Origin of the sequence: Alteromonas sp. a30 (genome assembly GCF_026788005.1) — a bacterium.
In the GTDB taxonomy this organism is placed as follows: domain Bacteria; phylum Pseudomonadota; class Gammaproteobacteria; order Enterobacterales; family Alteromonadaceae; genus Paraneptunicella.
This window is the reverse complement of record NZ_JABEPE010000002.1, coordinates 282,449-308,824: the sequence shown is the minus strand read 5'-3', so window position 1 is coordinate 308,824 and position 26,376 is coordinate 282,449. Positions and strand designations below refer to the sequence as shown.

Annotated in this window: 26 protein-coding genes; 4 read left to right on the top strand and 22 right to left on the bottom strand. The window is 43.3% G+C overall.

Annotated features, from left to right (window positions below):
- Positions 1-4: 4 nt before the first annotated feature.
- The 8 genes from HJG39_RS03540 to HJG39_RS03505 form a co-directional block, all read right to left on the bottom strand.
- Positions 5-439 carry a BLUF domain-containing protein gene (locus HJG39_RS03540; protein ID WP_268406861.1) on the bottom strand — a complete coding sequence of 145 codons (435 nt, stop codon included), beginning with the start codon at positions 437-439 and terminating at the stop codon, positions 5-7.
- 279 nt (positions 440-718) lie between these two features.
- Positions 719-2,107: an adenosylhomocysteinase gene (gene ahcY / locus HJG39_RS03535; protein WP_268406860.1), complete on the bottom strand. Its 1,389-nt coding sequence runs from the start codon at positions 2,105-2,107 to the stop codon at positions 719-721.
- A 45-nt stretch (positions 2,108-2,152) separates the two neighbouring features.
- On the bottom strand, positions 2,153-3,112 hold the full coding sequence (locus HJG39_RS03530; RefSeq protein ID WP_268406857.1) for a cobalamin biosynthesis protein CobD/CbiB: 960 nt from the start codon (positions 3,110-3,112) through the stop codon (positions 2,153-2,155).
- 3 nt (positions 3,113-3,115) lie between these two features.
- Positions 3,116-3,823, bottom strand: a complete 708-nt coding sequence (locus HJG39_RS03525; protein ID WP_268406856.1) for a 5'-methylthioadenosine/adenosylhomocysteine nucleosidase — start codon at positions 3,821-3,823, stop codon at positions 3,116-3,118.
- A 27-nt stretch (positions 3,824-3,850) separates the two neighbouring features.
- Complete coding sequence (nspC, locus tag HJG39_RS03520; RefSeq protein WP_268406854.1) at positions 3,851-5,023, bottom strand: carboxynorspermidine decarboxylase; 1,173 nt, start codon at positions 5,021-5,023, stop codon at positions 3,851-3,853.
- Between the two features lie 32 nt (positions 5,024-5,055).
- The gene (locus HJG39_RS03515; protein WP_268406852.1) at positions 5,056-6,258 is read right to left on the bottom strand and encodes a saccharopine dehydrogenase family protein; all 1,203 of its coding nucleotides are present in this window, start codon (positions 6,256-6,258) and stop codon (positions 5,056-5,058) included.
- A gap of 347 nt (positions 6,259-6,605) precedes the next feature.
- A complete protein-coding gene (locus tag HJG39_RS03510) occupies positions 6,606-8,786 on the bottom strand; it encodes a malate synthase G (RefSeq protein WP_268406851.1) in 2,181 nt (726 codons plus the stop codon).
- Between the two features lie 111 nt (positions 8,787-8,897).
- Positions 8,898-9,854 carry a LysR family transcriptional regulator gene (locus HJG39_RS03505; protein ID WP_268406848.1) on the bottom strand — a complete coding sequence of 319 codons (957 nt, stop codon included), beginning with the start codon at positions 9,852-9,854 and terminating at the stop codon, positions 8,898-8,900.
- A 142-nt stretch (positions 9,855-9,996) separates the two neighbouring features.
- Between HJG39_RS03505 and aceA the strand changes: the two genes are divergently transcribed.
- Positions 9,997-11,316, top strand: a complete 1,320-nt coding sequence (gene aceA / locus HJG39_RS03500; RefSeq protein WP_268406846.1) for an isocitrate lyase — start codon at positions 9,997-9,999, stop codon at positions 11,314-11,316.
- 142 nt (positions 11,317-11,458) lie between these two features.
- The gene (locus HJG39_RS03495; RefSeq protein ID WP_268406845.1) at positions 11,459-12,388 is read left to right on the top strand and encodes a DMT family transporter; all 930 of its coding nucleotides are present in this window, start codon (positions 11,459-11,461) and stop codon (positions 12,386-12,388) included.
- Between the two features lie 41 nt (positions 12,389-12,429).
- Here HJG39_RS03495 and HJG39_RS03490 read toward each other — a convergent pair whose 3' ends face one another.
- From HJG39_RS03490 to HJG39_RS03450, 9 genes are all read right to left on the bottom strand, one after another.
- Positions 12,430-13,146, bottom strand: coding sequence for a VC0807 family protein (locus tag HJG39_RS03490; protein ID WP_268406844.1), 717 nt, complete (start codon positions 13,144-13,146; stop codon positions 12,430-12,432).
- Positions 13,147-13,222: 76 nt separating this feature from the next.
- A complete protein-coding gene (locus HJG39_RS03485; RefSeq protein WP_268406842.1) occupies positions 13,223-13,777 on the bottom strand; it encodes a rhomboid family intramembrane serine protease in 555 nt (184 codons plus the stop codon).
- Between the two features lie 19 nt (positions 13,778-13,796).
- A complete protein-coding gene (locus HJG39_RS03480; protein ID WP_268407081.1) occupies positions 13,797-14,960 on the bottom strand; it encodes a glutathionylspermidine synthase family protein in 1,164 nt (387 codons plus the stop codon).
- 19 nt (positions 14,961-14,979) lie between these two features.
- Complete coding sequence (locus tag HJG39_RS03475; protein WP_268406840.1) at positions 14,980-15,597, bottom strand: DUF1190 domain-containing protein; 618 nt, start codon at positions 15,595-15,597, stop codon at positions 14,980-14,982.
- A gap of 18 nt (positions 15,598-15,615) precedes the next feature.
- A complete protein-coding gene (locus HJG39_RS03470) occupies positions 15,616-16,032 on the bottom strand; it encodes a DUF350 domain-containing protein (RefSeq protein ID WP_268406838.1) in 417 nt (138 codons plus the stop codon).
- 14 nt (positions 16,033-16,046) lie between these two features.
- Complete coding sequence (locus HJG39_RS03465) at positions 16,047-16,703, bottom strand: YjfK family protein (protein ID WP_268406837.1); 657 nt, start codon at positions 16,701-16,703, stop codon at positions 16,047-16,049.
- Positions 16,693-17,745, bottom strand: a complete 1,053-nt coding sequence (locus HJG39_RS03460) for a potassium channel family protein (protein ID WP_268406836.1) — start codon at positions 17,743-17,745, stop codon at positions 16,693-16,695. Before HJG39_RS03460 ends, HJG39_RS03465 begins: the two co-directional genes overlap by 11 nt.
- 39 nt (positions 17,746-17,784) lie before the next feature.
- Positions 17,785-18,465: a PspA/IM30 family protein gene (locus HJG39_RS03455; RefSeq protein WP_268406834.1), complete on the bottom strand. Its 681-nt coding sequence runs from the start codon at positions 18,463-18,465 to the stop codon at positions 17,785-17,787.
- 16 nt (positions 18,466-18,481) lie between these two features.
- Positions 18,482-18,871 carry a DUF2170 family protein gene (locus tag HJG39_RS03450; RefSeq protein ID WP_268406833.1) on the bottom strand — a complete coding sequence of 130 codons (390 nt, stop codon included), beginning with the start codon at positions 18,869-18,871 and terminating at the stop codon, positions 18,482-18,484.
- Positions 18,872-19,021: 150 nt separating this feature from the next.
- Here HJG39_RS03450 and HJG39_RS03445 point away from each other — a divergent pair, with 150 nt between their 5' ends.
- On the top strand, positions 19,022-19,297 hold the full coding sequence (locus HJG39_RS03445; protein WP_268406831.1) for a DUF6471 domain-containing protein: 276 nt from the start codon (positions 19,022-19,024) through the stop codon (positions 19,295-19,297).
- 63 nt (positions 19,298-19,360) lie between these two features.
- On the opposite strand, the gene HJG39_RS03440 is transcribed toward HJG39_RS03445, so the two are convergent.
- A complete protein-coding gene (locus HJG39_RS03440) occupies positions 19,361-21,004 on the bottom strand; it encodes a methyl-accepting chemotaxis protein (protein WP_268406830.1) in 1,644 nt (547 codons plus the stop codon).
- 421 nt (positions 21,005-21,425) lie between these two features.
- On the opposite strand from HJG39_RS03440, the gene queA reads away from it, so the two are divergent.
- Complete coding sequence (queA, locus tag HJG39_RS03435) at positions 21,426-22,472, top strand: tRNA preQ1(34) S-adenosylmethionine ribosyltransferase-isomerase QueA (protein ID WP_268406828.1); 1,047 nt, start codon at positions 21,426-21,428, stop codon at positions 22,470-22,472.
- A 74-nt stretch (positions 22,473-22,546) separates the two neighbouring features.
- On the opposite strand, the gene HJG39_RS03430 is transcribed toward queA, so the two are convergent.
- From HJG39_RS03430 to HJG39_RS03415, 4 genes are all read right to left on the bottom strand, one after another.
- Positions 22,547-23,116, bottom strand: a complete 570-nt coding sequence (locus tag HJG39_RS03430; RefSeq protein ID WP_268406827.1) for a DUF2726 domain-containing protein — start codon at positions 23,114-23,116, stop codon at positions 22,547-22,549.
- 77 nt (positions 23,117-23,193) lie between these two features.
- Positions 23,194-23,577 (bottom strand): hypothetical protein, encoded by a 384-nt coding sequence (locus HJG39_RS03425; protein WP_268406824.1) that lies wholly within the window; start codon positions 23,575-23,577, stop codon positions 23,194-23,196.
- A gap of 152 nt (positions 23,578-23,729) precedes the next feature.
- Entirely contained in the window at positions 23,730-25,349 is a 1,620-nt protein-coding gene (locus tag HJG39_RS03420) for an alkaline phosphatase family protein (protein WP_268406822.1), read from the bottom strand.
- A gap of 124 nt (positions 25,350-25,473) precedes the next feature.
- The gene (locus HJG39_RS03415; RefSeq protein WP_268406820.1) at positions 25,474-26,313 is read right to left on the bottom strand and encodes a 2OG-Fe(II) oxygenase family protein; all 840 of its coding nucleotides are present in this window, start codon (positions 26,311-26,313) and stop codon (positions 25,474-25,476) included.
- Between the last annotated feature and the right edge of the window lie 63 nt (positions 26,314-26,376).

Genomic DNA, 26,376 nt, shown 5'->3' with positions numbered 1-26,376 from the left:
GAGGTTAGGCAACGTGACTCCATTGAGATTTCATACATGCTAAAGCCTCAGTGGCATTAATACGTAAGAAATCGCTGGTTTGACTCTGCTTTTCAATTACGTTGAATAACGGCGCTAGAGCGGCGGTTTCTTTTTTGGTGCTGAGTAATTGCAACTCACTCCAATCATCGAACATGCGTCTTTGAATAGGCCCTTGCTCTAGTATTTTAAAATGTTTGTGGCGACGATCTTTGGCAATACTCTCTGCAAGGTAGATGACCGCTTTTCGGTTTCCTTCAATGCGCTGTAAAAAAAAGCCATTCCGATAAACTAAAATACCTGAAATTTGTTTTTCTCTATTAAGCTCGGAAGCCGCTTTTTGAATGATTTCGAGTTCTTCATGCAACCCAAGCGGGTGCAATTCAGACTGACTCATATAAGTAAGTTGAAATAAATTCATAACGTTAATTACTGATGTTCGTTGTCAAAAGATTTCTCACAATCCTGAATTAGAGTAAACACCCAATTGGGAATAAGGAAAGTATTCTAGAGAATAAAAATTTACCCAAATTAACTAACTGTTTGAATTTTAATGGTAAATAAATTTTTTTATTTACGGTGCCTTTAAGCGATAAAGGTGAATTTTAAATAAAAAAGATGGTAAAACGTGAAGGCGCTAAAAATAAAAAAGCGCCGAGGTGGCGCTTTTTGGTAAATAACTTCTAAGTGAACAAAAAACTTAGTATTTGTAGCTTTCTGTTTTATAGGGGCCTTCAACAGGAACGTGGATGTAATCCGCTTGTTGTGTTGTTAGCTTAGTAATAACACCGTCGAAGCCTTGAACCATGTAGGCTGCCACTTCTTCGTCTAACTTCTTAGGAAGCACTTCAACACGCATTGCGTTAGCTTTATCTGCATCGTTCATGTTAGCAAACGCTTGCTTGTACAAGTGAATTTGCGCTAATACTTGGTTGGAGAATGAACCATCCATAATACGTGAAGGGTGGCCTGTAGCGTTCCCTAAGTTAACCAAGCGACCTTCAGACAACAAGATGATGTTGTCGTTTTCGTCATCACTACGATAAATTTTGTGAACTTGTGGTTTAACTTCGTCCCAACGCCAGTTTTCACGCATGAAAGCTGTGTCGATTTCGTTATCGAAGTGACCGATGTTACAAACAACAGCCCCTGACTTAATCGTGCTAAGCATGGCAGAATCGCACACGTTAACGTTACCTGTAGTCGTAACAATGAGGTCAGTGCTTTGCATCAGTGCTAAGTTGATGTCGTCTGCTTTGCCTGTGTTTACACCATCGTTGTACGGGGAAACCACTTCGAAGCCGTCCATGCAAGCTTGCATGGCGCAGATTGGGTCGATTTCTGTTACGCGTACAATCATGCCTTCTTGACGAAGCGATGCCGCAGAACCTTTACCTACGTCGCCGTAACCGATAACCAACGCTTTTTTACCAGAAAGAAGGTGGTCAGTACCACGCTTAATTGCGTCGTTTAAGCTGTGGCGGCAACCGTATTTGTTGTCGTTTTTAGACTTAGTCACAGAGTCGTTGACGTTGATAGCTGGCACTTTCAATTTGCCTGCTTCAAGCATTTCAACTAGGCGGTGAACACCGGTAGTGGTTTCTTCGGTGATTCCGTGAACATTTGCTAGCACTTCAGGGTATTGATCGTGAAGCATTGCCGTTAAGTCGCCGCCATCGTCAAGTACCATGTTGGCATCCCAAACTTTGCCATCTTTTTTGATGGTTTGTTCAATACACCAATCGTATTCTTCGTCTGTTTCGCCTTTCCATGCGAAAACCGGTACACCAGCGGCGGCAATCGCTGCTGCTGCGTGATCTTGAGTAGAGAAGATGTTACATGAAGACCAACGTACTTCTGCTCCAAGAGCGATGAGTGTTTCAATAAGAACACCCGTTTGAATTGTCATGTGAATACAGCCGAGGATTTTAGCGCCCGCTAGTGGCTGTTCTGCACGGTATTTTTCACGAATCGCCATTAATGCAGGCATTTCGCTTTCTGCAATTGTTAATTCTTTACGGCCCCATTCTGCGAGGGAAATATCAGCAACTTTGTAGTCACCGTCTTTGATCATATTTGCTGTCGTCATCGTTAATCCTGTCTGACAAAGTTATTTTGTGTGAATTCATTACTTCTACCTGACACTGTACAAGCCCGCTGAGACCAAAGCCAGCATAGCCAAAAACACAGCCAAAGACTGAAGTATGCCTAATCTAGCGCGGCTAATGTCACCTGAATCAGGTGCCTTATTTCCACCACACTTGGGTAATCTTATTTTACACTTATTGTAGTAAGCAGGGCCACCCAATTGTATATCTAGTGCTCCACCAAATAGGGTTAAAAGTAGAGTATGCCCTGATGCAACGCCATTTTGACGGCGAACTGCTTGAATTGCTTTGCTCAAGTTAACGGCAACAATAAACAAAACGCCAGTTAATCTCACTGGAACCCAGTTTAAAATAAAACTAACCCAAGATACGGGGCGGCCAAAATGTTTGTAGTGCGGGTTTTTAATATTCCATGTTTGAGACATTTCATAAATGAATCGGTATATCAGCGCTGCGATGCCGCCGCCAATCAAGTACCAAAAAATCACACTCATGTATTGATAGCCGAAACGTAACAGTAACGTTTCGATGGTGGCCTTACAAATGCCCATTTCAGATAAAGATTCTGTTTCTCTTAGTGTCCAACGGGATAACTCATATCTCGCAAGTGCTTTTTTACGCTTTTCCAGCGCCTGTTGGATCTTTTTACTGCCTTCAACAACAGGCTGAAAACGCAACGCAATGAGTAACAGCAGCCCATCAAAAAAGAAGGTGAACTCGGCAAAAAACAAAACAATAGCTACGATGAAAACAACGGGAACGCTAAGTACCACGATGGCAAGCGCCCCTGATATTTTTTGTTGGGCGGGTGAGTTGCTTTTATCTTTATGAACTTTAAGCGCCATGGTTTTCGCCATGCTGTTCAATAACGTCAGTGGATGGCTTCTGGCTGACCAAGGAATGACTTTCTCCAATAACATCACCACCACCATAGTGGCGATGGAAAGTAGAGGAATATTGGCAATTTGATTGAGTTCGTCTGTCACAATTTAGGTGTTTTCTTCGATAAGGTTTTCAATCATTCCTAACACGATTTGGGCTGATATTTCACCTGCTTTTTCAAGGTATGTTTGAAATGAAATGGTAGAGGTTTTTCCTGCAATATCGGATAGCGAGCGAATCACCACGAATGGGGTGTTCAATGTGTAACAAGCCTGCCCAATGGCAGCGCCTTCCATTTCAACTGCGCTCATGTCTGGAAAGGTGTTTCTTAACTTCGCCGCAGCATCGTCGCAACCGATAAAGGCATCTCCGCTGCAAATTAGCCCTTGTTTTGTGGTGAGGTGAGTGAGGTTGGCGGCTGCCTTCGTCGCAGCCTTGATTAATCGGTTGTCACTGACATAGCGGGCTGGCATGTCAAACACCTGTCCCGGTTCAAACCCAAAGTGGGTAACGTCGACATCATGATGCATGACTTCATTTGCTACTACGACATCACCAATGTTCAATTCGGTGTCGAACCCGCCAGCAGAGCCCGTATTGACGACATAGTCGGGGGCATAGCACTGAATCAGCGAGGAAGCCGCAATGGCGGCCGCTACTTTGCCAACACCGCAACGGACCAACACGATGTCGACCCCATGCAATGTGCCAGTAATGAAATGTAGTTGCCCATGTTGAAATGTATTTTTGTTATCCATTTGCGCTTGCAAAAGTGCTATTTCTTGCTCAAGCGCACCTAAAATGCCAACTTTCAAACTCTGTTTTCCCCTTTAGGTCGGATACTAAGACAATCTATTTTTAAAGTCTTCGTAGGTGAAATGACGCACTAACTCAAAACGCCCGTCTTTCTTTAGTATGCCAATATCGGGATGTTGTACGCCATTGAAGAAAGTTGTTTTTACCATGGTGTAATGGACCATGTCTTCAAAAATTACACGATCACCAACTTGTAGGGCTTGATCAAAACTGTACTCGCCAATCACATCGCCAGCTAAACAAGAGTTACCACCTAGCTTGTAAGTGAAGGCTTTTTCGTTAGCTTCTTCTGCGTCAGTAATGGTTGGACGATACGGCATTTCAAGTACATCGGGCATATGCGCGGTAGCGGAAATATCTAAAATGGCAATTTGCCCTTGGTTTTCCACAATGTCGATGACTTCGGCAACTAGCGGCCCTGTTTGCCATGCAACCGCTGAACCCGGTTCAAGAATAAGTTCAATATCGTATTTTTCACGGAAGGTTTTTAAGGTTTGGATAAGATGATCAACATCATAACCTTCTCGTGTCATTAAATGTCCGCCGCCTAAGTTGATCCACTTCAATTGTGGCAACCATTTAGCGAATTTGGCTTCAACAGCTTTGATAGTGCGCTCTGTAGCGAATGAATCGCATTCACAAAGGTTGTGAATATGGAACCCGTCAATGCCATCAAAGCTATTGCCTTGCGTTTCCCATGCTTCGAGTTCTGCTGCTCGTACACCAAGGCGAGAGCCTGGTGCGCTGGGATCATATAATTCGGTGTCTGCTTCTTGGTGTTCAGGATTAACGCGTAATCCCATTGAGACCCCTTTGTTAGCAACTTGCTGCTGATAGTGCTGCCATTGATTCAAGCTATTGAAGGAAATATGGTCGACTAGCTCAACTAACTCGTCGATTTCTTTTTGCTTATAAGCTGGAGAATAAGCGTGAACTTCTTGGTTAATTTCTTCTCGAGCGAGCTTGGCTTCCCATACTGAGCTTGCGGTTGCGCCTTGAAGATATTGTTTAACAAGATCAAATGTCGACCACATCGAAAAGCCTTTTAATGCCAGAATGATTTTGGCACCAGACGCCTCTTGCACTTTTTTCATCAGTTCAAGATTGGCCTGCAAACGAGACTCTTCGCACACGTAACAGGGCGAAGGTATGTCGTTGCCGTAAAAAATAGCTGGGGCTTTTCCCTGATATTGGCTCATATTGCTGCTTATTCTCCGCTTAAATTTTTAAGTTACTTTTTAAATGGACTTTCGTCGCATTCAATCACATGCCAAGGCAAGCCGTGTTCATTAAGCATTTCCATGAATGGATCAGGATCGAATTGTTCCATGTTCCAAACGCCCGGTTTATGCCACTTACCTTGTAACATCATGGTCGCACCAATCATGGCAGGTACACCTGTTGTATAAGAAACGGCTTGCGCGCCTACTTCTTCGTTACAAACCGCGTGTTCACAGTTGTTGTATATAAAGATGGTTTTTTCTTGGCCATCTTTGATTCCTGTAATGTAAGTACCAATACAGGTTTGGCCTGTGTAGCCTTCTGCTAAAGAACCCGGATTAGGTAACACGGCTTTCAAGAACTCTAGTGGCACGATTTTCTGACCTTGGAATTCAACCGGTTCAATGGATGTCATGCCAATGCCTTCTAATACACGTAAGTGCGTTAAGTAAGCTTCACCGAAAGTCATCCAGAAGCGGGCGCGTTTTAGCGTTGGGAAGTGCTTAACAATGGATTCCAATTCTTCGTGGAACATTAAGTAAGACGCACGGACACCGATGTTTTTGTAGTCCAAATCTTCGCGAACGCTTAATGGATCGGTTTCTTTCCACTCGCCATTTTCGAAATAACGACCGCGTTGGGTAATTTCACGGATGTTGATTTCAGGATTGAAGTTGGTTGCAAAGGCTTGGCCGTGATCGCCGCCGTTACAATCAACAATATCCAAATAGTGAATTTCGTCGAAGTAGTGTTTTGCAGCATAAGCGGTATAAACATTGGTTACACCCGGATCAAAGCCACTGCCGAGCAATGCCATAATGCCTGCTTTTTCAAAACGCTCTTGATAAGCCCACTGCCAAGAATATTCGAATTTAGCTTCGTCTTTCGGTTCATAATTGGCTGTATCTAGATAATCTACGCCGGTTTCCAAGCACGCATCCATAATCGGTAAGTCTTGGTAAGGAAGAGCTAAGTTAATTACTAGCTTAGGCTCTACTTTGCGAATAAGTTCAGCAACTTGTGTTGCATCGTCGGCATCAACGGCAAATACGCCTTTAATGCGATCTTTTCCACACGCTTCTTGTAATGCTTCACACTTAGAAAGTGTGCGACTAGCTAAGTAAATTTCATCAAAAAGTTCAGGTGAACGGGCACATTTTTTCACTGTTACTGTGCTCACGCCGCCAGCGCCGATAATCAGTACTCTGGACATGGATTTCTTCCTCAATAGAACCTGTAAAAAATGGCTGCATCGTACCACCAATTTTAGGCAACGCAACTGGTTAAATAAAAGACTTGCTGTTTAGGGCGTGTTGATCTTTCGTATACAGACGCTGTCCTCTGGGTTCGTTATCTATACACGAAAGATCAACACACCCAAATAAGTTGAGATGATTTTTTTTACTGCAAAATGAGCACGACATAGGGGCTTGGTCTTGGAGGAGTATAAGAAAATTTTGGTAGGAAAATGGGATTGAAGTCGGCGTCCTTGCCCTTGATGAACAACGGGTTGCTAATTAGCTAACGCTTTGGGAGCGTTTGCTTTACCTGTAGCGATATTTAAGGGCGCAAGCTGGCTTTCAGTGCTTGACGCTTTTGATGCAATACTGGTTCGGTGTAGCCACTTGGCTGCTTCATGCCTTCAAATATTAAATCCTGTGCAGCTTGGAAGGCGATACTGTTTTCAAGGTCTGGCAACATGGGTATGTATTCAGGGTCGTTAGCGTTTTGCTCGTCAACAAATTTGGCCATTTTAGCCATGCTTTCCCGAACTTGCTCTTCTGTGATGATGTTGTGACAAAGCCAGTTGGCTAAATGTTGACTGGAAATACGCAATGTTGCTCTGTCTTCCATTAGGCCAACATTGTTAATGTCTGGCACTTTGGAGCATCCCACACCTTGGTTAACCCAGCGTACAACGTATCCTAAAATCCCTTGTACGTTATTGTCGATTTCACGTTGCAATTCGTCAGCTGAGAGCGTGGTGGACTCGTCCATTAGTGGAATGTTGAGGATGTCGTCTAACCCATCAAATTCTTCAGCTAATAAGCTTTGTTGAACCGCAGCAACATCCACTTCGTGGTAGTGCAACGCATGTAGAGTGGCGGCCGTCGGTGAAGGTACCCAAGCGGTATTGGCACCCGCCTTTGGATGGGCAATTTTGGCGCTCATCATGGCGGCCATGTTATCTGGTTCTGGCCACATGCCTTTACCTATTTGCGCACGACCGCTCATACCTGCGGCTAAGCCTGTAGCAACGTTTGAACGTTCATAAGCCTGTATCCATGGCAAGGTTTTGAGAGTGGCTTTGGGGGCAAAGGGGCCAAATAACATAGAGGTATGAATTTCATCACCAGTTCTATCTAAAAAGCCTGTGTTGATAAAGACAACTCTGTCTTTGGCGGCGGCAATACACGCGGCAAGGTTAACACTGGTGCGTCGTTCCTCATCCATGATGCCCATTTTTAGTGTGTTGGGTGCTAAATGTAAGAGGGATTCGATACGATCAAATAGGGTATTGGCAAAAGCCACTTCTTCGGAACCATGCATTTTAGGTTTAACAATGTATACACTGCCTTCACGGCTGTTTTGTACTTTGCTGTTGCCTAACAAGTCGTGTTTGGCAATGAGACTGGTAATGACGCCATCCATAATGCCTTCAGGAATTGCTTCGCCATTGAGCAAAATCGCATCGCTAGTCATTAAGTGACCCACATTGCGCACGAACATCAGTGCTCGTCCGGGGAGTGTGAGTGTTTTGCCGTTCTTATCTTTGTATTCACGGTCTGGTCGCATTTTGCGCAGAATGCTTTTATCGCCTTTCGAAATTTCCTCTTTCAATGTTCCTCGCATTAAACCAAGCCAATTACGATAAACATGTATTTTGTCTTCTGCATCAACGGCAGCAACGGAATCTTCACAATCGATAATTGTGGTCAATGCCGATTCTACGGCGATGTCTTTCATGTGGGCGATGTCATCTTTGCCAATTGGATGCTCAGCATCGAATTGGAGTTCGATATGTAACCCATTGTGAATCAACAAGATGCTTTCAGGGGCTTTTGCTTCACCTTGATAGCCTTGGTAAGCGATGTCACTTTGGAGACAGGTTTCTGAACCGTCTTTTAAAGTGACTACCAGTTGATTGTTGGTAATTTGGTAATTGGTTGCATCATGGTGACTTCCTCCCTTTAAAGGGAAATGCGTATTTAACCAATTACGTGCGTAGGTAATGACCTTTTCGCCTCTTTGCGCATCATAACCGGGCTCTTCATTGCCCGTTTTTGGGATGACATCTGTACCGTAAAGAGCGTCGTAGAGGCTTCCCCAGCGCGCATTTACAGCATTTAATGCATAACGCGCATTACTAATTGGCACTACAAGTTGAGGCCCTGCAAGTTGTGCAATTTCAGCGTCTACATGTTGAGTGCCAATTTTAAACGGCGCAGGTTTTGGCTCAAGATAACCAATATTTTGTAGCAAGGTTTTGTATTCGTCGGGATTCGGGCGTCCCAGATGTGCTTTAGCGTAACGGTCAATTTCCTGTTGAAGTTGTTCGCGTTTTGCTAAAAGGGCTTGATTGACAGGCACTAAATCCACTAAAAGCTGTTCAAAATCAGCCCAAAACTGTGTTTGTTCAACTTGTGTTCCCGGAAGGGCTTCCTCATTGATGAATTGGAATAAGCGGGCATCGATAGTCAGTTGACCAATAGAAATAGTGGAATCGCCAGGATTCTGCATAACTTACTCCTTGCAGGCTTTCGATAAACTGTAGTGCGGAGGCGTTTCCTCCGCAATAAATGCCAGTGTATGCAGAACTTAGGGTTAAAACTTAATTTATGGTTTTTATTTTTATGATAACTTTGGTGAATGGCTTAGATTTGAGGCTACATCAGCAATTAAGCGTCTGAGCCAAATGTGCCCTGCATCTTGATGCAACAAAGAGCTCCACGCCATCTTTAACCCAATAGGAGGAATATCAAAAGGAGGCTCTAGAATTTTCACTTGGGGATCGTCTGCATACATGTTGGCAATTTTGCTAGGAAGGGTTGCTACTAAATTCTGTGTTCGAGCTAACTGTAGAGCAACATGATAGTGACGAGTGAAGACCCGAATGTCACGTTTTTGCCCGAATTTATTGAGCTCCGAGTCTACCCACCCTAGTTTCTGGACTTCGGTAGGGTCGATACCAACGCCAACACCAAAACCCGTTTTACTCACCCAAACATGTTGCGCTTTTAGATAATTTTCTAAGTCAAATGAGTTTAAAACGGGGTTGTTTATGTTAACCACACAGGAGAATGCATCGTACCAAATTACCTTTTGATGGAAGGAAAGTGGCAGTTCTTCAAAGCGGTTAATTGCCATATCTACCTTTCCATGCTCAACGTCATGGAAGGTTACATCGCTTGGTGTAATAACGTCTAAGACGATTTTTGGTGCCTTTTCTTGAAGTGCGCCTAATAAAGAGAGCAATAATGTGGATTCTGCATAATCACTTGCCATAATCCTAAATGTGCGCTTGCTTTCAAGGGGATCGAAATCTTGCTCTGGCTGAATTGCATTTTCAAGTTTGCCAAGGACATCACGAATGACGGGTTGTAGCTCTAGCGCACGTTTGGTGGGGGTCATACCATCGCTAGTGCGAACTAAAATGGGGTCGTTGAAGAGGTCGCGTAAACGTCTTAGCCCGTTACTCATTGCCGGTTGAGTGATGCTAAGTCGGTTGGCTGCGCGAGTGACGCTTCCCTCTCTTAACAGCACATCTAAATAAACTAAAAGGTTAAGATCGATTTTATTTATATTCATAATATTAATGTCGGCAATTAAGTTTATAAATTTATTGAATTGTACATCGTAGAACTACACTTGTCAGCGAAAGGTTTACAAAACCCGTGAATTTTTATCACTCGGTTTTCTATTTAGAGCATAAAAGTTAGAGGAATCAACTATGTCTAGCGGATATTTTGATGAGCAACAAGAAATCGCCAATTTAGAACGTGACTGGGCGGAAAATCCCCGCTGGAAAAACATCACGCGTACATACAGCGCTGCTGATGTGGTTCGTTTGCGTGGCTCTGTTAAACAAGAAAACACTCTCGCTCGTCGTGGAGCAGAAAAGCTTTGGGCTTTGGTTAATGGCGAAGCAAAGAAAGGGTATGTGAATTGCTTGGGTTCACTCACTGGTGGACAAGCTGTACAGCAAGTTAAAGCGGGTATCGAAGCGATTTACCTTTCGGGCTGGCAGGTAGCAGCAGATAACAATAGTGCTTGCAGTATGTATCCCGATCAATCTTTATATCCTGTTGATTCAGTTCCTACTGTAGTAGAGCGCATCAACAATTCATTTACCCGCGCAGACCAAATCCAATGGAAGAACGGTGTGCGTCCGGGGGACGAAAACTTCATTGATTATTTTGCGCCAATCGTTGCCGATGCGGAAGCTGGCTTCGGTGGCGTACTGAATGCATATGAGCTTATGAAGTCTATGATCAAAGCCGGAGCTTCAGGCGTTCACTTTGAAGACCAACTAGCGTCAGTTAAGAAGTGTGGTCATATGGGCGGTAAAGTGCTTGTGCCTACTCAAGAAGCCGTTCAAAAGCTTGTGGCTGCGCGTTTAGCAGCGGATGTCGCAGGCATTCCAACATTATTGTTGGCGCGTACAGACGCAAACGCGGCAGACTTAATTACGTCTGACATCGACCAATACGATGCACCGTTCTTAACAGGTGAGCGTACAAGTGAAGGTTTCTATCGTGTTAACCCGGGTATTGAGCAAGCAATTTCTCGTGGCTTAGCGTATGCGCCTTATGCAGATTTATTGTGGTGTGAAACGGCAACGCCCGATTTAGAAGAAGCGAAAAAGTTTGCAGATGCGATTCATGCTAAATACCCAGGAAAATTATTAGCTTATAACTGTTCTCCGTCATTCAACTGGAAAAAGAATCTTGATGATGCGACTATTGCTAAGTTCCAACGTGAACTGGGTGCAATGGGTTATAAGTACCAGTTCATCACTTTGGCGGGCATTCATAACATGTGGTATAACATGTTTGAGCTGGCACACGCTTACTCAGGCGATGAAGGTATGAAGCATTACGTTGAAATGGTTCAAGAGCCAGAATTTAAAGCAGCAGATAAAGGATATACATTTGTTGCTCACCAACAAGAGGTTGGGACAGGTTATTTCGACGATTTAACCAACGTTATCCAAGGTGGTGCCTCGTCGGTTACTGCACTGACGGGCTCTACCGAAGAAGATCAGTTCTAAACGTGTTAATTGCATAACCTTTAGGGAGCTTAGGCTCCCTATTTTTTTGCGTGCGATTGGGTACGCGCCTCACGTCTGTGTTTGTCATTCTTTTCATGCAGCATCATCTTAATCGTGAATACTTATCGGGAAGTAGGTTGATTTGAACGGCTTATTGCGAAAACTACGAACAGCTCGAACACCGGCAACTCTAGGGTTGTTACTTGCTTTCTTTGGAACACTATTATTTTCATTTAAATCCATCGTGGTGAAATTGGCATACCATCACGGAATTGGTGGTGAACAACTCATCGCATTAAGAATGCTTTTTTCGGCACCTATTTACCTTGGTATTTTCTTATGGCATCAAATTAGAAAACCTATCTTAGTGACTAAGTTGCGCGATATTTTCTGGGTTTTAATGGTGGCAGGTATTTTTGGTTATTATTTGGCGAGTTTGTTGGATTTGTGGGGGTTAGAGTTAATTTCTGCACAGTTGGAACGTCTCATTTTATTCACTTATCCGGGGTTTGTGATGCTCCTCTCTTTTATGTTGTTTAAAAAAGTACCAAGCAGAACTACTGTGATTGCACTATTGCTCACCTATGTTGGCATTGCCACTGTCGTTGGCGTTGAAGCTCAAGGGCAATGGCAAGATGTGTTAACAGGTGGAACGCTCGTTCTTATCAGTGCTTTTTTGTTCGCTTGTTACTTATTGTTAAGTAAACGAGGAATTGCCGCTTTAGGCAGCCAAGTTTATACTTGTTTAGCCTTGCTTATCGCATCGGTGGCAGTCGCCGTACACATGATGCTTGCTGGAAATATCAATCTTGTTGGACTGCAATGGCAGGCTTATTTTTGGGCTGCGGTTATGTCAATTGTGTGTACGGTGATCCCTTCGTTGCTTATTGCCGGAGCGATTGGGCGATTAGGCCCTCAGTTGACCAGTATTTTAGGAGGGTTAGGACCGGTAATGACCGCAGGCCTCGCCGTTATTGTACTTGGAGAAGTCTTCACAATCTTGCATTTGATTGGGACGGCACTTGTGGTAGCCGGCGCTTGGCTGGTGGTGTTTGAGGCTAAATCTGCTTAGTTTGGTCATAAGGGCCGTAACTCAGCCCCCATTTTTAGGTATTAAAGGTCATTCAAAAAGTGCTCAATGTCTTTGCCTGTGAGCTTTTTCATTTGAACAAACAAATACCAAATGGCTGCAATCAGCAAAACCATTGACGGTAAAACGATGACGGGGTAACTCAATGCTGTCATTTTCCCTAGCTCTTCGTTATACGCTTCTGTGCCGGGCTGACTCACAACTATCCATTTAGCCAAAATGTAATTCAATGCTGATGACAAGAAAAACGAGGCCGCAACAATTAGCGAGCTGAAGTTGAGTTTCTTTTCAAAGAGCGAGCGTTTACCTTGTTTTTCGAGCTCATCATGTAGCACCGACATGTTGATGACTTGGTCATTGAGGATGAAGGTTTTAACGAGAGGGTATTTTGTAAACTGAGAAATGAGCACTGCGACACCAATAATGCCGGGGATCATCGCTTCTTTAATGGCAATGTATTGAGGGTCAAGCTCAAGTAAACTAATGCCGCCAGTCAAAAAGACACTAATAATCCCTAAGATGGAAATTGCGTTGACTTTCCCTGATTGTTTAAGATCCCAAAGTCCATATCCGATAGGAAAGGCGAGGGCAACAACAATACCTAAGCTTGGTCCTAAATATTCATCCGAACTTAACTTAGTGAGAATAAGCGTTGGAATAATGATATTGAAGATAAGATCTTTAAATAGGCCGCCTTTTTTGGGTATTGGCTTTGCGACTTGAGAGGAATTTTCGCTCATATTTGATTTGTCCAAATCAGGTGAATTTTGTTCGGTAAAAGTTTACCGATTATAAATGAAATATTGTTCTATCGCATCATTGGCTCTGTGGTGTTGGCCAAAGGTATGCGGCAATTAACCCTGAAATCAAACCGAATAAATGCGACTCCCAGGAAACAAAGTTTTGGAGCGGAAGAATTCCGAAAATTAATCCACCGTATAGTAAACCGACAAATAGCGATATGAAAAGCAGGCGAGGCTTTTTACTGAGAAATCCCGCTAGCACCAAAAAGCCAAAGTAGCCATAGATTAAACCGCTGGCCCCTAAATGGAAGGCTGGACGCCCCAAAAGCCACACCAGTAATCCTGTCACAATAATGATAAAGGCACTCACCATTAAATAGCGCGTCTTTCCCCATTGCAAAACGAGATAAGTAAATAGGCAAACAGGGAAGATGTTAGAAGTGAAATGCCAGAAGCTGCCGTGTAAAAAAGGGCTAAAGAAAATGCCTGTTAAGTGTTCTAAACTTCTTGGCAAGATGCTGAATTGGTTGAGCATTCTGCCAGTAAAAATATTGATAACCTCCAAAACGGTTAACAAAACAAATAAAGCTACACTGATTTGTAAAGATGATGGAGTAGAGGATTTCATTATGATGACCTTCCATTTACTACAGAATAATGTGAGGTAAATAACGGGAAGTATCTTGTGTGATCATGGAGGCATCTTCCCGAATGGATATACCAGCAGCTTGGTCGCCCACTAACCAACTGCCAATTAACGTATAGTTGTCGCCAAATTTAGGCAGCGGACAGTAAGCTTGATAGATATATCCTTCCTCTCCGTAGGGGCCGCCAGTATTAATGTGTGCCTTGCCTTGCTCAATTACGCTGATGTTGGCTCCTTCTCTGGAAAAAATGGGCTTTTTTACCAAAGGTGTAGAAGAGCTTGTTGGTAATTCCGATTCGAACCATGACGGAAGCAGATTAGGGTGATTAGGAAACATTTTCCAAAGCATGGGGAGCAAAGCTTTATTGGATAACACCGATTTCCACATGGGTTCAATCCAATTTACCTGTGCGGCTTCTATATGTTCACCGAAATCTTCTCTTTGCATGAATTCCCACGGATACAGTTTAAATAATGTGTCGATGGTATGGTCGTGCGTGTCGGTGAAAAAGCCAGTTTCGGATAAGCCGATGTTTTCAATAAATACAAAGGGGGCGTCGATGCCTGCTTCGCGCGTGCAGTCTTGCAAATATTGCGCTGTACCACGGTCTTCTTGGGTGTCTTCACAACAAGAAAAGTGGATGTGAGAAACGCGGTAATGCTCCGCGATGTAGCGAAGTTGATGGACGAGTTTCTCTTGAAGCGAGTTAAATTGGTCTGAGCCACGGCTCAACTTTCCACGATTAACTTGTTCTTCCAACCATAACCATTGCCAAAACCCAGATTCGTACAAGCTTGTCGGGGTATCGGCATTGTTTTCGTAGAGCTTCGCTACTCCTTTACCTTGATAAGCGAAATCCAATCGAGAATAAAGGCTGGGATCTTTGTTGCGCCAAGAGTCAGCAATCTGTTGCCAAAATAACTCAGGAATTTGAAAGAGACGTAAGAGCTCCTCGTCCTTTACCACGTTATCGACGACCTCGAGGCACATCTGATGAATCTCTTCAGTTGGAGCTTCAATGTCGTTTTCGATTTGCTCAAGGCTGAATTGATAATAAGCGGTTTCGTCCCAGTACGGTTCGCCATCAAAGGTGTGAAAATGAAAGCCAAACTCTTCGGCTTTCTGACGCCAATGTGGACGCTCGGGAATTTGAATTCTTAACATGTGGATAGTGAAGGGAAGGCTAACCTCCCCAACCACCTCTTGAACTGCCCCAAGAGGATTTTGCTCTGACTGATGAACCAAACCCACCGCGTTTGATGGTTTTGGAGACCGTTGGTTTAGGAGAGAAGGCCTTTTTGCTAACTTTTACTCTACGCTTTCGGATGTCACCGTATTCGTAACCATCTGCACTAATCCAGCGATAACGGTAAGGAGAGTACCGAGAATAAGAAGTGAAAACCGGTGACGAATAATATCGTGACGAGCTTAAGTTGCTTAGCATGTAGCCGGCCATAAAGGGCATGAACCAGCTATTGCCATCATTGCTTCGATAAGATGTGCATTGTCCGGCGCCAAATTCGTATTCACAAGCCGATTGCTCTGCATATTTTGGTGCTGTTCTTTGCGCTTCCTCTAATGCATTGCGGTAGGCCAATTCACATTGTTCCGCTTGCTCAGGCATTTGACTCACACAATCTTGTAGATTGGTGAAGATCATTGCTTGCTCTCGGTTATCACCACAGGCGGTTAGCATAATTGAAGCAACACCTAAGGAAAGAGGTTTGGGAGCAAACACCTTACGCATTCTTCCCAAGTTAATTTGGGCGCTGCGTTTCTGATGAATTATCGGGTTAGTCATAATGCGTCTCCCGAAGCGTTAGTACGTCATGCAAGCTGCATTGAGTAAACCGACAGCAATGGACATAGCCGCGAGCATAATGCCTGCGGAGTCTTCATTGTTATCAATTCGCTCTACGATTTTAGGCATAAAAGTAAAACGTAAGAGAGCAAATGCAAAGCATTGTGCCACCAGTGCAACGGCACCCCAAATTACAAAGTCGACCAAACCTTGCGAGTTAGATGCTGCACTTCCTAGTGCAATCGCAAAACCAATCATGGCACCACCGAATCCGATAGCGGCTGCGGTGTTTTTGTCTTCTTTAACCAGTTTCCATTCGTCATGCGGCGTCACAAATGCGTAGGCAATTTTGAAAACAAATAGAAGGGAAATTGAAATAATAAAGTAGAGCGCGAAGCTGTCGAGTCCTGAAATCGATTCTAATACTGCATCCATAATACCATCCTAATTTAGCCGTTTATTGTGATGTCACTTGGTTGGATATTAAATCCGGTACTGGTTACCAAACAACGATCATGATTTTGATTAATAATTTTTTCTTCAGCACTTATCATTAGTGCTTCAATGTTATTGGTATCTAATTCTCGCTCATAAAGCATAATAAACTGGTCTGTTTCTGAAATATCGCCGTCTTCTTCATACGTTTTTTCAGTCATGGCAACGGGAGGCGATTCTTCACCTACCGCTTCCCAGACACGCTGAAAAGTTTGGCCTTCCAGTTCATAAGTGGGTTTAGATACGTTTGATGTCAATGTGTGCTGCCATTGCTGTTCATTGCCAATGGTCTTGGTATTGTAGTAATACCACAGTTTGACATCGGTAATATGATTTTCCGTGTCGCCACCATCCATAACCACTTGTAAGAAAGCATCGTCATCGGTGTAAAAACGCAGAATTTTACCACCCGTATCCAAATTCACTTCGCCAACAGCTTGAATGATATGGGCGCTTGTGGCGCCTTCAATGATAAGTTCAGGTTCAATGAGTCTAAGTTTTAATGGATCAATTTTAAATGAACCCCCTAAGTACAGCCCCATAATTTCCGGTGCTTTAGGTGCGCTTTTTTGCTTCGATTGATTAAATTTACCAAATAACTTACCCAGCATTGAATTTGTTCCATTGTATGTTTTTAATACGGTTTTGGGCGATATAAAATATTTTATCGCCTGCTTGGATCACTTGCTCTAAAGAAGGGTTGAGTTCGAGATGTTGCCTTGACCCTCCAACAGCTAGCCCAATAAAGGTAGCGCCATAGTGCTTTTTCATCCCCAAGAATACATGTTCTACTGTCATGGACTCGGTGTTTGCGGGGATATTGACGGAGAACTGTGCTTGTCCGCCATCATCAACATTGAGTAAATCGTGATGCAGTACGCTTGAGCCGGGATCAAAGGCCGACTTCGCTAACATTTCAACACTTACGCTAGGCATGCATTCGGCGTTAGGGCAGTGCAGTTGCAGTAATCTGACGAGATTGTCGTCGTCGAAATAGGCGAGTAAATGAGAATCAGGGTTGCGGCTGTTCACATATAACGACGTTGTCATGGTTAGGTCGTCTTGTGGATTATCAATAATAATGACAGCGGCATCTGCGACACAGCAACGATTCATGTCTTCATCTTCACTGAAAGAGTTCACTTTCACGAAGTCGATTTTTCCCGGCATAGGGTTTTCGATATCGGCCTTTACGCACAACACGACATCGCGATGTTCTTCAATGTCTTTTTGTTCTCGTAATAGAAGATGTAATAGTTGGATTGTGCGTTGACCATTCCAGCCGATAACCAAAATGTGATTGGAAACGTTGAGATTTTTCAAACCTCTTACTCCTTTACGCCATTGATCGCTGGTCCATGATGCAGCACGACCAATGATTAATGCAAATAAACTCAGCCCAACAGGAATAACGAATAGGGAAACAATCCATTTTCCTGCTTGTGTAGAAGGAGATATATCGCCATAGCCTACGGTAGACGCGGTGACGATAATCCAATAGAAGAATTCATGAATATTCGAGAATGCGGTTTCACCAGCAAGCGCCAGTAATCCCCAAGAGATAACACAGTAAGTGAGAAGCACGATCAAGGTCGTGCTCCACTTCATTTCCAGAAATTGCCTGAGTAGTAGTTCCTTTATTTTCTGTAACATCAAACCGTGTTATCACTCCTATACTACGTGCGGCGGGTGTTACTTTCCTAGGATACGCGCTAGCTCATCCTCTGCGGATTCTTTTCCACCTTTAATACCGGCACTGGCGAGACGCTTTTCTAAGTCACTGGTGGACTCATCGGCCGCCAATTCTTCGGCGGCTTGCAGTTCTGCTGCCCGCATGTTTTGTTTGCTTTGTATACGATCTAGCGACTCGGTCGCAGTTTTCATTTTACTATTAGCACCTAAGTGACGAGATGATACGGCAACCTGTGCTTTTTGAACAGATTCAGTTGCTTTCACCATGTCTACTTGTTGCTCTAAGCGACGTAAGTTTGCTTTTGCTTGTGCAATATTCTGAGACAGTTGCTTATCAGATTGCTGAAATTGCGCTAAAAACTGAGCTTCAGCTTCGCGCTCTTCTTTCAACTCGGTGACTTTTTGCGCACAATCCAAGGCTAATTGTTTATCGGTGTCGATGGCTTTGCGGGCATGGACCTCGTATTCGGCAATCGACTCGTCCAGCTTATCGACTTTTTGTTGTGCTAATTTACACTTGGCTAAAATTTGTGTACGTGCATGATCCGATTTCCGCAGCTCTTCTTTGGCTTCGCGAATTTCTTGATCTAAGATGCGAAGTGCTTGGCTATCGACCACGGCTTCTGCGGCTTCTGTTGCGCCACCTTTAATTGCGGTTACTAACTTTTTCCAAACAGACATGATGCTTCTCCGGTATTTACTTTAGGTACTCTTGGTAGGCATCTAAAAATGCCTCAACATTTTGGAACAGGGTTTCGATTTCAATTAATACGCTGGATTCTTTTGATTGCGCACTAAGTGAACCGAAGGCGGTGTAGTAGTCTTCACCATTAATATTGGAAATGCCTACGGTTGTGAGTGGGAAAATCATGTGGCTTCGCAATACCGCGGCGTTTAATGCCGCTATATCTGCCACTTCTGCTTCTGCAAAAAGAAGTGATTCTACGAGAATTTGTTCGCCACTGATTGCCATCCATGCGTCTAGGCCATCAGCATTCGCAATCAATAAACAGTCATCTTCACGCGTTACAACATAGTCAGTTTGTTGGCCAACTAACGTGGCAAGTTGATCGAGATCCCAATTCATACTTTATCTCCTATTGCTTGGGCTCATGAGAATGCTTTGTAAGACTTCATCATAGCGATGGCGCTTAAATAATGTCAAACTTTGTTTTTTCAATTGAATAATAAAGGTTATGTATGTAAATTATCATTCACGTTTGTGATGGAGTTTTTCATGTCTAAAAATTTAAGTCAAGCAGACTGGCGACAGATGCTACAACGGTTGATTAAAGCAGAAATGACACGTCGAGGAGTGAAGTACCAAAATCTTAGTGAAAAGCTGAAGGAGATTGATGTACATCAGAGCGCAGATAACTTACGAAATAAAGTAAACAAAGGCATTTTGGGAGCGGATTTATTGTTACAGATTGTGTTTGTGCTGAATCTACCACAGATCAAACGCTCGGAGATCGTGAACATTTTTGAAGCGATGGGCGTGAAACTTGATTAGCGGCTTTGATTCTTGTTGCAGTGAACATCCCTGTTACACGGATATAGTTCGTTTTTAAAGAAGTTAGTTGGCTTTATGTTTACCCATTAACAGGGCGATTTGGTCAGCCAGCACCGACTCCATTGTGCTAAGTGTTTCGTTATCTTTCTGACAAGATTTTGCATGAACTTCATTGGTTTTTGCGATGGCCCTGAGATCGTGCAAGTTATTATTAATCGCTAAGGTAACGTTTGATTGCTGCTGGATAGCACGAGCAATCTCGTTATTTAAATCGCTAATTTTAGTAATGGCATTAGTGATGGATTTTAAGTTTTTGTCTGCGTCATAAACTTTTTGAACGCTAATTTGCGATGTACTTTCGCCTTGCTCTATCGCTTTTACTGCCTCATGAGCGCCTTGTTGTACATTTGTTATCATTTGTTGAATTTCTTCGGTGGATTGTTGAGTGCGAGCCGCCAGCGTCCTTACTTCGTCGGCAACAACCGCAAAGCCTCTCCCTTGTTCGCCCGCTCTTGCCGCTTCGATAGCGGCGTTTAATGCCAACAAGTTGGTTTGTTCGGCAATGCTTTTTATCACATCCAGTACCGAACCGATGTTGGTTGCGTCCTCATCTAGTTTAGCAATGACGAGACTGGTGTCTTTGATTTGGCTCGAGGAGTGGGTAATGGTATCGATGGTTTCTTGCATGAAGGCAATGCTCTGAGTGGCAGTTTGTTCAGCTTTAGCGGCAACTTCTGCTGCATTTTCTGCATTCGCAGAAATGTGCTCTGCCATATCGACCATGCTTTGCATTGAATTACTGACCATATCCGTTTCTTTGTTTTGTTCGGCCACACCTTGGTTAATGGCGTGAGCGCTGTCGGTAAGACTAAAGCAGACTTGTTTTAAACCTTGTTCAGCGCCGCTCATTTCAGAACAAATTCCAAGTAATTTTTGTCTGAGCACCTCAATAGCTTTCGACATGGCGCCTATTTCGTCGCTTCGATAGAAAGCCAGTTCATCATTGAAATTACCTTTACTAACTTTTCTTAAATGTTCTATCAGCAATGTAATGGGGTGTACCACCTTCTTATTCATAAAAATCAATGTTAAAAACATGCTGAGCAGTATGGTAACTAAAATAGCAATACTGCCGTACAAAACAGAATTGGCGGCACCTTTTGAATACATAGAGCTGTTTGTGAGTATGGCTTTGTTTAAGTTTTCGGAGAGGGTTTCTAAAATTTTCGTTGGTTCCCTATCTATGCCCCTTACTACCTGATCGGCTTGTTTGTAGCCGAAATCACTGTTAACAAACACGCGAAATGCTTGTTGATATTTTGGCAGTAGCCCCATGTGGATTTCTTGGAAGCGCTGCATGTCTTGTCGTAAAGAGGGGGAAACATCCAGCGTTAGAAAGGTATCCGTTTGGTTTTGAATCGTATGATGGTGGTTGTTAAAACGCTGCCAGTATTTTTCTCTGTCTGCTTTTTCATGACCCCGTAATAGTACATTCTTCCATTCTTGAACTTGTCGTTTAAAGTTCAAATTCATGTTATTTGCTATTCCTGCGGCATTAACTTCGTTGGACATGAGCGAGTTAAAATCGCCAATGTCATCAGATAAGACAATAAAGCTGTAGATCGCAATAAAGCCCACAGATAAAATACCGCCGCCGAGGAGACCTAAAACTTTGTAACGTAGTTTTCTGTAACGTGCTGGGATCATTTTTAAACCACAAATCGATTCCGCGGGTTACCGCATAATATAAAGGCGGCACTTTATCGGTCACAGATGACAATAGAATGACAAGGTGAATAGGTCTGGGAATGATATTAACTTTATGAAATGTAAAGAAAAAATGAACCCGAAAATCGGGTTCCTAAAGTAATTGGGAGAAAGACGGAAAAGAAATATTCCGTACCTCAGGACTATACAGAAGTGGCGCTAAAAGTGTCATGTTTTAGGTTATAAGCACATTCCTTAAGGTATCTATTGGTATACAAAAGTACGCGTTATGAGCTCAGTTATTGGGGCTTTAATGTTACTAAGGTAGTGAAAAATAAAAGGAATTTTACTTGGGTGCCGCAGAATATAAGCGTGACTTTGCACGACAAAGGTGTGCAGTGACGACAACAAAGTGAGATTTATGAAGTTATCTGATTTTAGCTATGAATTGCCTGAAGCGTTAATCGCGCGTTATCCAACTGAGCAGCGCACTGCCAGTCGTTTACTCTGTCTGGATGGAAACTCCGGTGCGCTAGAGCATAGACGCTTTACCGATGTTTATGACAAGCTGAATGCAGGTGATCTAATGGTGTTTAACAACACCAAAGTGATTCCGGCTAGAATGCTTGGCCAAAAGGAATCTGGCGGTAAGCTTGAAGTGTTGGTTGAACGAGTTTTGGATGAACATCGGGTTTTAGCTCATGTACGTTCCAGCAAATCGCCTAAACCGGGCAGTAAGCTTATTCTTGAAGGCGCGGTTCACGCAGAAATGGAAAGTCGTCAAGAGAGTTTGTTCGTACTTCGTTTTCTACATGATGAATCGGTGTTCACCTTGCTGGAGCAGTACGGTCATATGCCATTACCACCCTACATTGAACGAGAAGATGAGCTTAGTGACAAAGAGCGCTATCAAACGGTTTATGCTGAAAAGGCGGGTGCGGTAGCAGCCCCTACTGCGGGTTTGCATTTTGATGAATCAATTATTGACAAGTTAAAAGCCAAAGGCGTGAATGTAGCGTTTGTGACACTGCATGTTGGGGCTGGCACGTTTCAACCTGTGCGGGTTGAGAATATCACTGAACATCAAATGCATTCCGAATATGCAGAAGTGCCGCAGGATGTGGTCGAAGCGATCCTTGAGACTAAACGCAATGGTGGAAAAGTGGTGGCAGTTGGGACAACGTCTGTTCGCTCTTTAGAGTCGGCAGCACAACAGGCAAAACGCGAGGGGAAAGCGTTGGAGGCTTTTGCTAGCGACACCAGTATTTTTATTTATCCCGGCTATGAATTTCAGGTCGTCGATGCCATGGTAACTAACTTTCATTTACCAGAATCAACGTTGATAATGTTAATTAGTGCGTTTGCAGGAAAAGAAAATGTGATGCAAGCGTATAAAGTAGCGGTTGAAGAAAAGTATCGTTTCTTTAGTTATGGTGATGCTATGTTCATTAGCAAGCGAGATATATAGCTTTTTGTCATGCGCGAGAACGAAAAAAGCCTCTACATAGGTAGAGGCAAAACCTTGAGGAAGTTTTGGTAAAACTAGGCTGCGATAGGTCGCGTAAGAGGCGCTTTTCTATCTGGATTATTGGTGCCAGCAACAATCGGTTTTTGGGGTTCTTTAAATCGGACCGGTGCTAATTTGGCATCAATGCAGTTGCGAATATCTTGAGGCTTATAACCACCTTTTACTTTGATTCTTAGATGGGGGATACGAGCGGCGTCTAGTGCGCCAGCAACAAACCAATCTCTTTGTGTTTTATAGCCTTCGCCTCTGTTGTGTACTAAGTCAATTCCAACAATAGGGGTCATGTCGCTTTTTGAGCACAAAACAAAATCTAAGTTCCTGCCGCTTGCTCGTTGCATCGCTGTTCGAATGGTGCGTTTAGCGGTGTTCTTCCTGACGTCAATAATATCGGTGAGTTTAACTCGACAAATAATGCGATACTGATGACCCACAGCGGTTTCTAGTAGTTCCAGAAATTGTCTCTCCACTGGGGTAAACAAAGTGGTGCGCTTTCTGAATGGAAATGCTAGGCCACCGTCATTCAGCTTGATTGCAAAAATGGTGACGGCAATCAATAAAATGATAAGTACAATAACAAGTTCCATATTCACTCCGTCAAATAACTGAAATTAAAGTTGAGAGCGTTTGCTCTTTCCCAGACTAAAGCACGGAGTGTGCCAACTTATTTATTGATAACGAGCAAATCCACCTGAGTGCCTTGACCATCTTTCGATATGACGACTCTATGCTGGTTGTTCTCATCTTGAATAACAACCCGTCCTAACTGGCTTTGGGTAATTAAAAGCTGGCTTTTTGAAGCTGTGTAAAATGACTCAATTTGCTCTAGACTCAATCTCGTATGAAAGCTAATAGATGCCGGAAAACTGTCATCAAATTGATGGCAAGTGGTGGCATCGCTTGGTATAGGCAGAGAATAAAAGTGCGATGGGCAAGAGGTCGCGGCGAGACTTTGACTAATACCGATTAATGCTAATAACACCGTCGGTTTTATGGCGCTCAAGTATTTTTTCCAGTGTATTGACGCGGTTGAGGTCCAAGACAACATAATAAGACTCCCTATGTGATGGTATGCCTAACTATATGCAGTGTTTGTTGTGACGGCGAGAAAGAATAGGTATTGGGGATTTATCGCGGGTATGTTAAACACAAAAAGAAGGAGGCCAAGTGCCTCCTTCAATGAACTATGTTTCTCAAGGTTTAATGGCTATTCGCAACTTCAGGTAGTACCGTGCCCGTTGCTTTATCAGGGTAGCCCACTTTCATTACTGATGAGAGTGTTACAGCAATATCTTCGGGGGACGTTAATCGAGTAATACGTTGAGGTTTTAACTTCCAACCCGCAAAGTACATAGGTACATGTGTATCGTACTTATAAGGTGAGCCATGCGTTGCCGCAGAATAGCTCTTCATAATCGCTGATGGCGCTTGTACCAGTACAATGTCACCTGAACGTGTTGGAACAAAGTTGTTGTAAACGCGTTGGCTAACATCATCGCGGAAGCCTGGCTTTTTCAATACCTCTTTGGTGTAAGCTCTATCAACCGCAGGATCTTTGATAACTTCTTTAATGAAGTCTTCTGCGAAATCGTCTGCGTCGACATCTGCTTTCTCTAATGCAGCATGGTCAAAATAGATATTGGGTAGCTCGGCCGATTTAATAAAGGAGCTTTCTGAACCGTATTTTTGCATTAGCGCTTTATTGACGGTGTCTACTGCTTTATCAACTTCACCCCTTAGGCCACTAAAACCGCGTGCTTTTTTATATTCAGGAATGGCATCAACGCCGTGATCAGCCGCAATAACAAGCAAAACGTTATCTAAGCCAATTCGTTTATCTAAATAGTAGAAGAACTCCGCTAGTAAGCTATCTAGCTTAATGAGACCATCTTCTGCTTCGATGCTATTTGGACCATAAGTGTGTCCAATGTAATCATTCACTGAGAAACTCATAGACAAATAATCGGTAATATTGTCGTTACCCAGTTTCTCATTCTCGATGATGGACTTAGCAAAATTGATGGTCATTTCATCGCCAAACGGGGTGCTTGCGATCATTCTGTAGTAAAGATCATTGGTTAGTTTCGGCATATTATGCGGGAAACCACGATTAAATCCCTTAGGTGGAATTTGGAAAATGCGGTTTTGTGCATCGTTGTGGTAGTCATCTTCGTTAAGAGAAAGGCGCCACTGTTTTCCGATATAACTGTCTTTTAAACCTGATTCATTAAACTCCTGTGCCCACTCTGGTAATGCATCGTAGTAATAGTTGCTCGTGACAAAATTACCCGTTGATTTGTTGTACCAAAATGCTTTGCCGAAGTGCCCGCCAGTTAATACAGCTCCTCTGTCTTTGATCGACACGGCGTAGACTTTGGCTTTGCCATTGCTTCCCATATAAAGTTGATCGGAAAAGGTTGATGCATTGAGGTTGGCTGGAGAAGCACCTGAACCAGCATCACCTAACATTTTTGCTTTGTCGTCGGCAACACAGTACATGCCTTGTTCTGTGATAGGATCGTACCAATGATTTGCTACGATTCCGTGGTGAGCTGGGAGAGTGCCTGTCGCTAGTGTCGCATGCCCTACAGCCGTTAACGTTGCGGCATGACGATAATGGGTATTATCGTAGGTGATGCCTTGCTCTAAGAAACGATTAAAGCCTTTACGATTACGTTGATTGACAAAATGCTGTTTGTACCTATGTAGAAGATCACCACGAAGTTGGTCGATTGTGAGTTGTACGATCAGTTTAGGTTGCTCAGCAAGCGCCGCTTTGGAGAGCACACACAAGGAAAGAATTGCTAAAAATTTTTTCATGGTTAAACGGTTGATGCTTTAAAAGCTGATAAGGTTAGCGTAAAGATGAACAAAGAGTCACGCTTAAAGTGACAATTTTGATATGAAAAAGGGCCTAATGGCCCTTTTCTTAGATGAATGACGCTTAGAGTACGCCTAATTCTTTCAGACGCTCTTTCAGGTAGCTATCTGCGGTGTAACGTTCAGAAAGTTTAACTTCCGGTTTTGGGTGCAAGAATAACGGTAGCGAAATTCGTGATTTGGTTTGATCTTGCCCTTCTGGGTTAATAACTTGATGGGTCGTTGATGGGAAATAATGCCCTGATGCTTCCTGAAGCATGTCACCAATGTTGACAATCAAGTTGCCAAAATCACAAGGGACATCTAACCAATTTCCATCTTTACCTTTTACCTGTAAGCCCGGCTCGTTCGCGGCTGGCAAAATAGTTAATAAGTTGATGTCTTCATGGGCAGCAGCACGGATTGCGCCTGCTTCTTCGTCGCCTTGTAAAGGAGGGTAATGCAATACACGAAGTAAGGTTAAATCACTACCGTCAATCATGCTGGATAGGGATTGGCTGTAATGTTTAGAGATGTTTTCAGGGCTATACGATTCTACCCAACCTAACAATTCTGCTGCTAGGGACATTGCTTCATCGTAATAAGTTGAGATTTCCTGCTTAAGCTCAGCTGGACAACGGCCCCAAGGATAATAGTGGAAATACTCTTTTATATCCTTGATTTTAAAGCCTTTAGCGACTTCTGATATATCAGGCGGGAAATAACCATCTTGCTTATCTTTGTCAAAAAGAAAGTCGTGTTTTGCCTCTGAGTCGAAGAACTTTTGCCAATTTGAGTAAATGCTGGAAACTAATGCTTGCTTGATGGGATGGTTTTTTAATACACCAAATCCCGTTTCTCTTAGCGATTCAACAAACTGTTGAGCAGCGTTTTCTGCTTGATAGTCTACGGCAACAAGTTTCATTTTCTACCTCTGATAAAATAACAGTGCGGCGATGTTAGCAGGAGTTCGCATCGCCGATTTGAT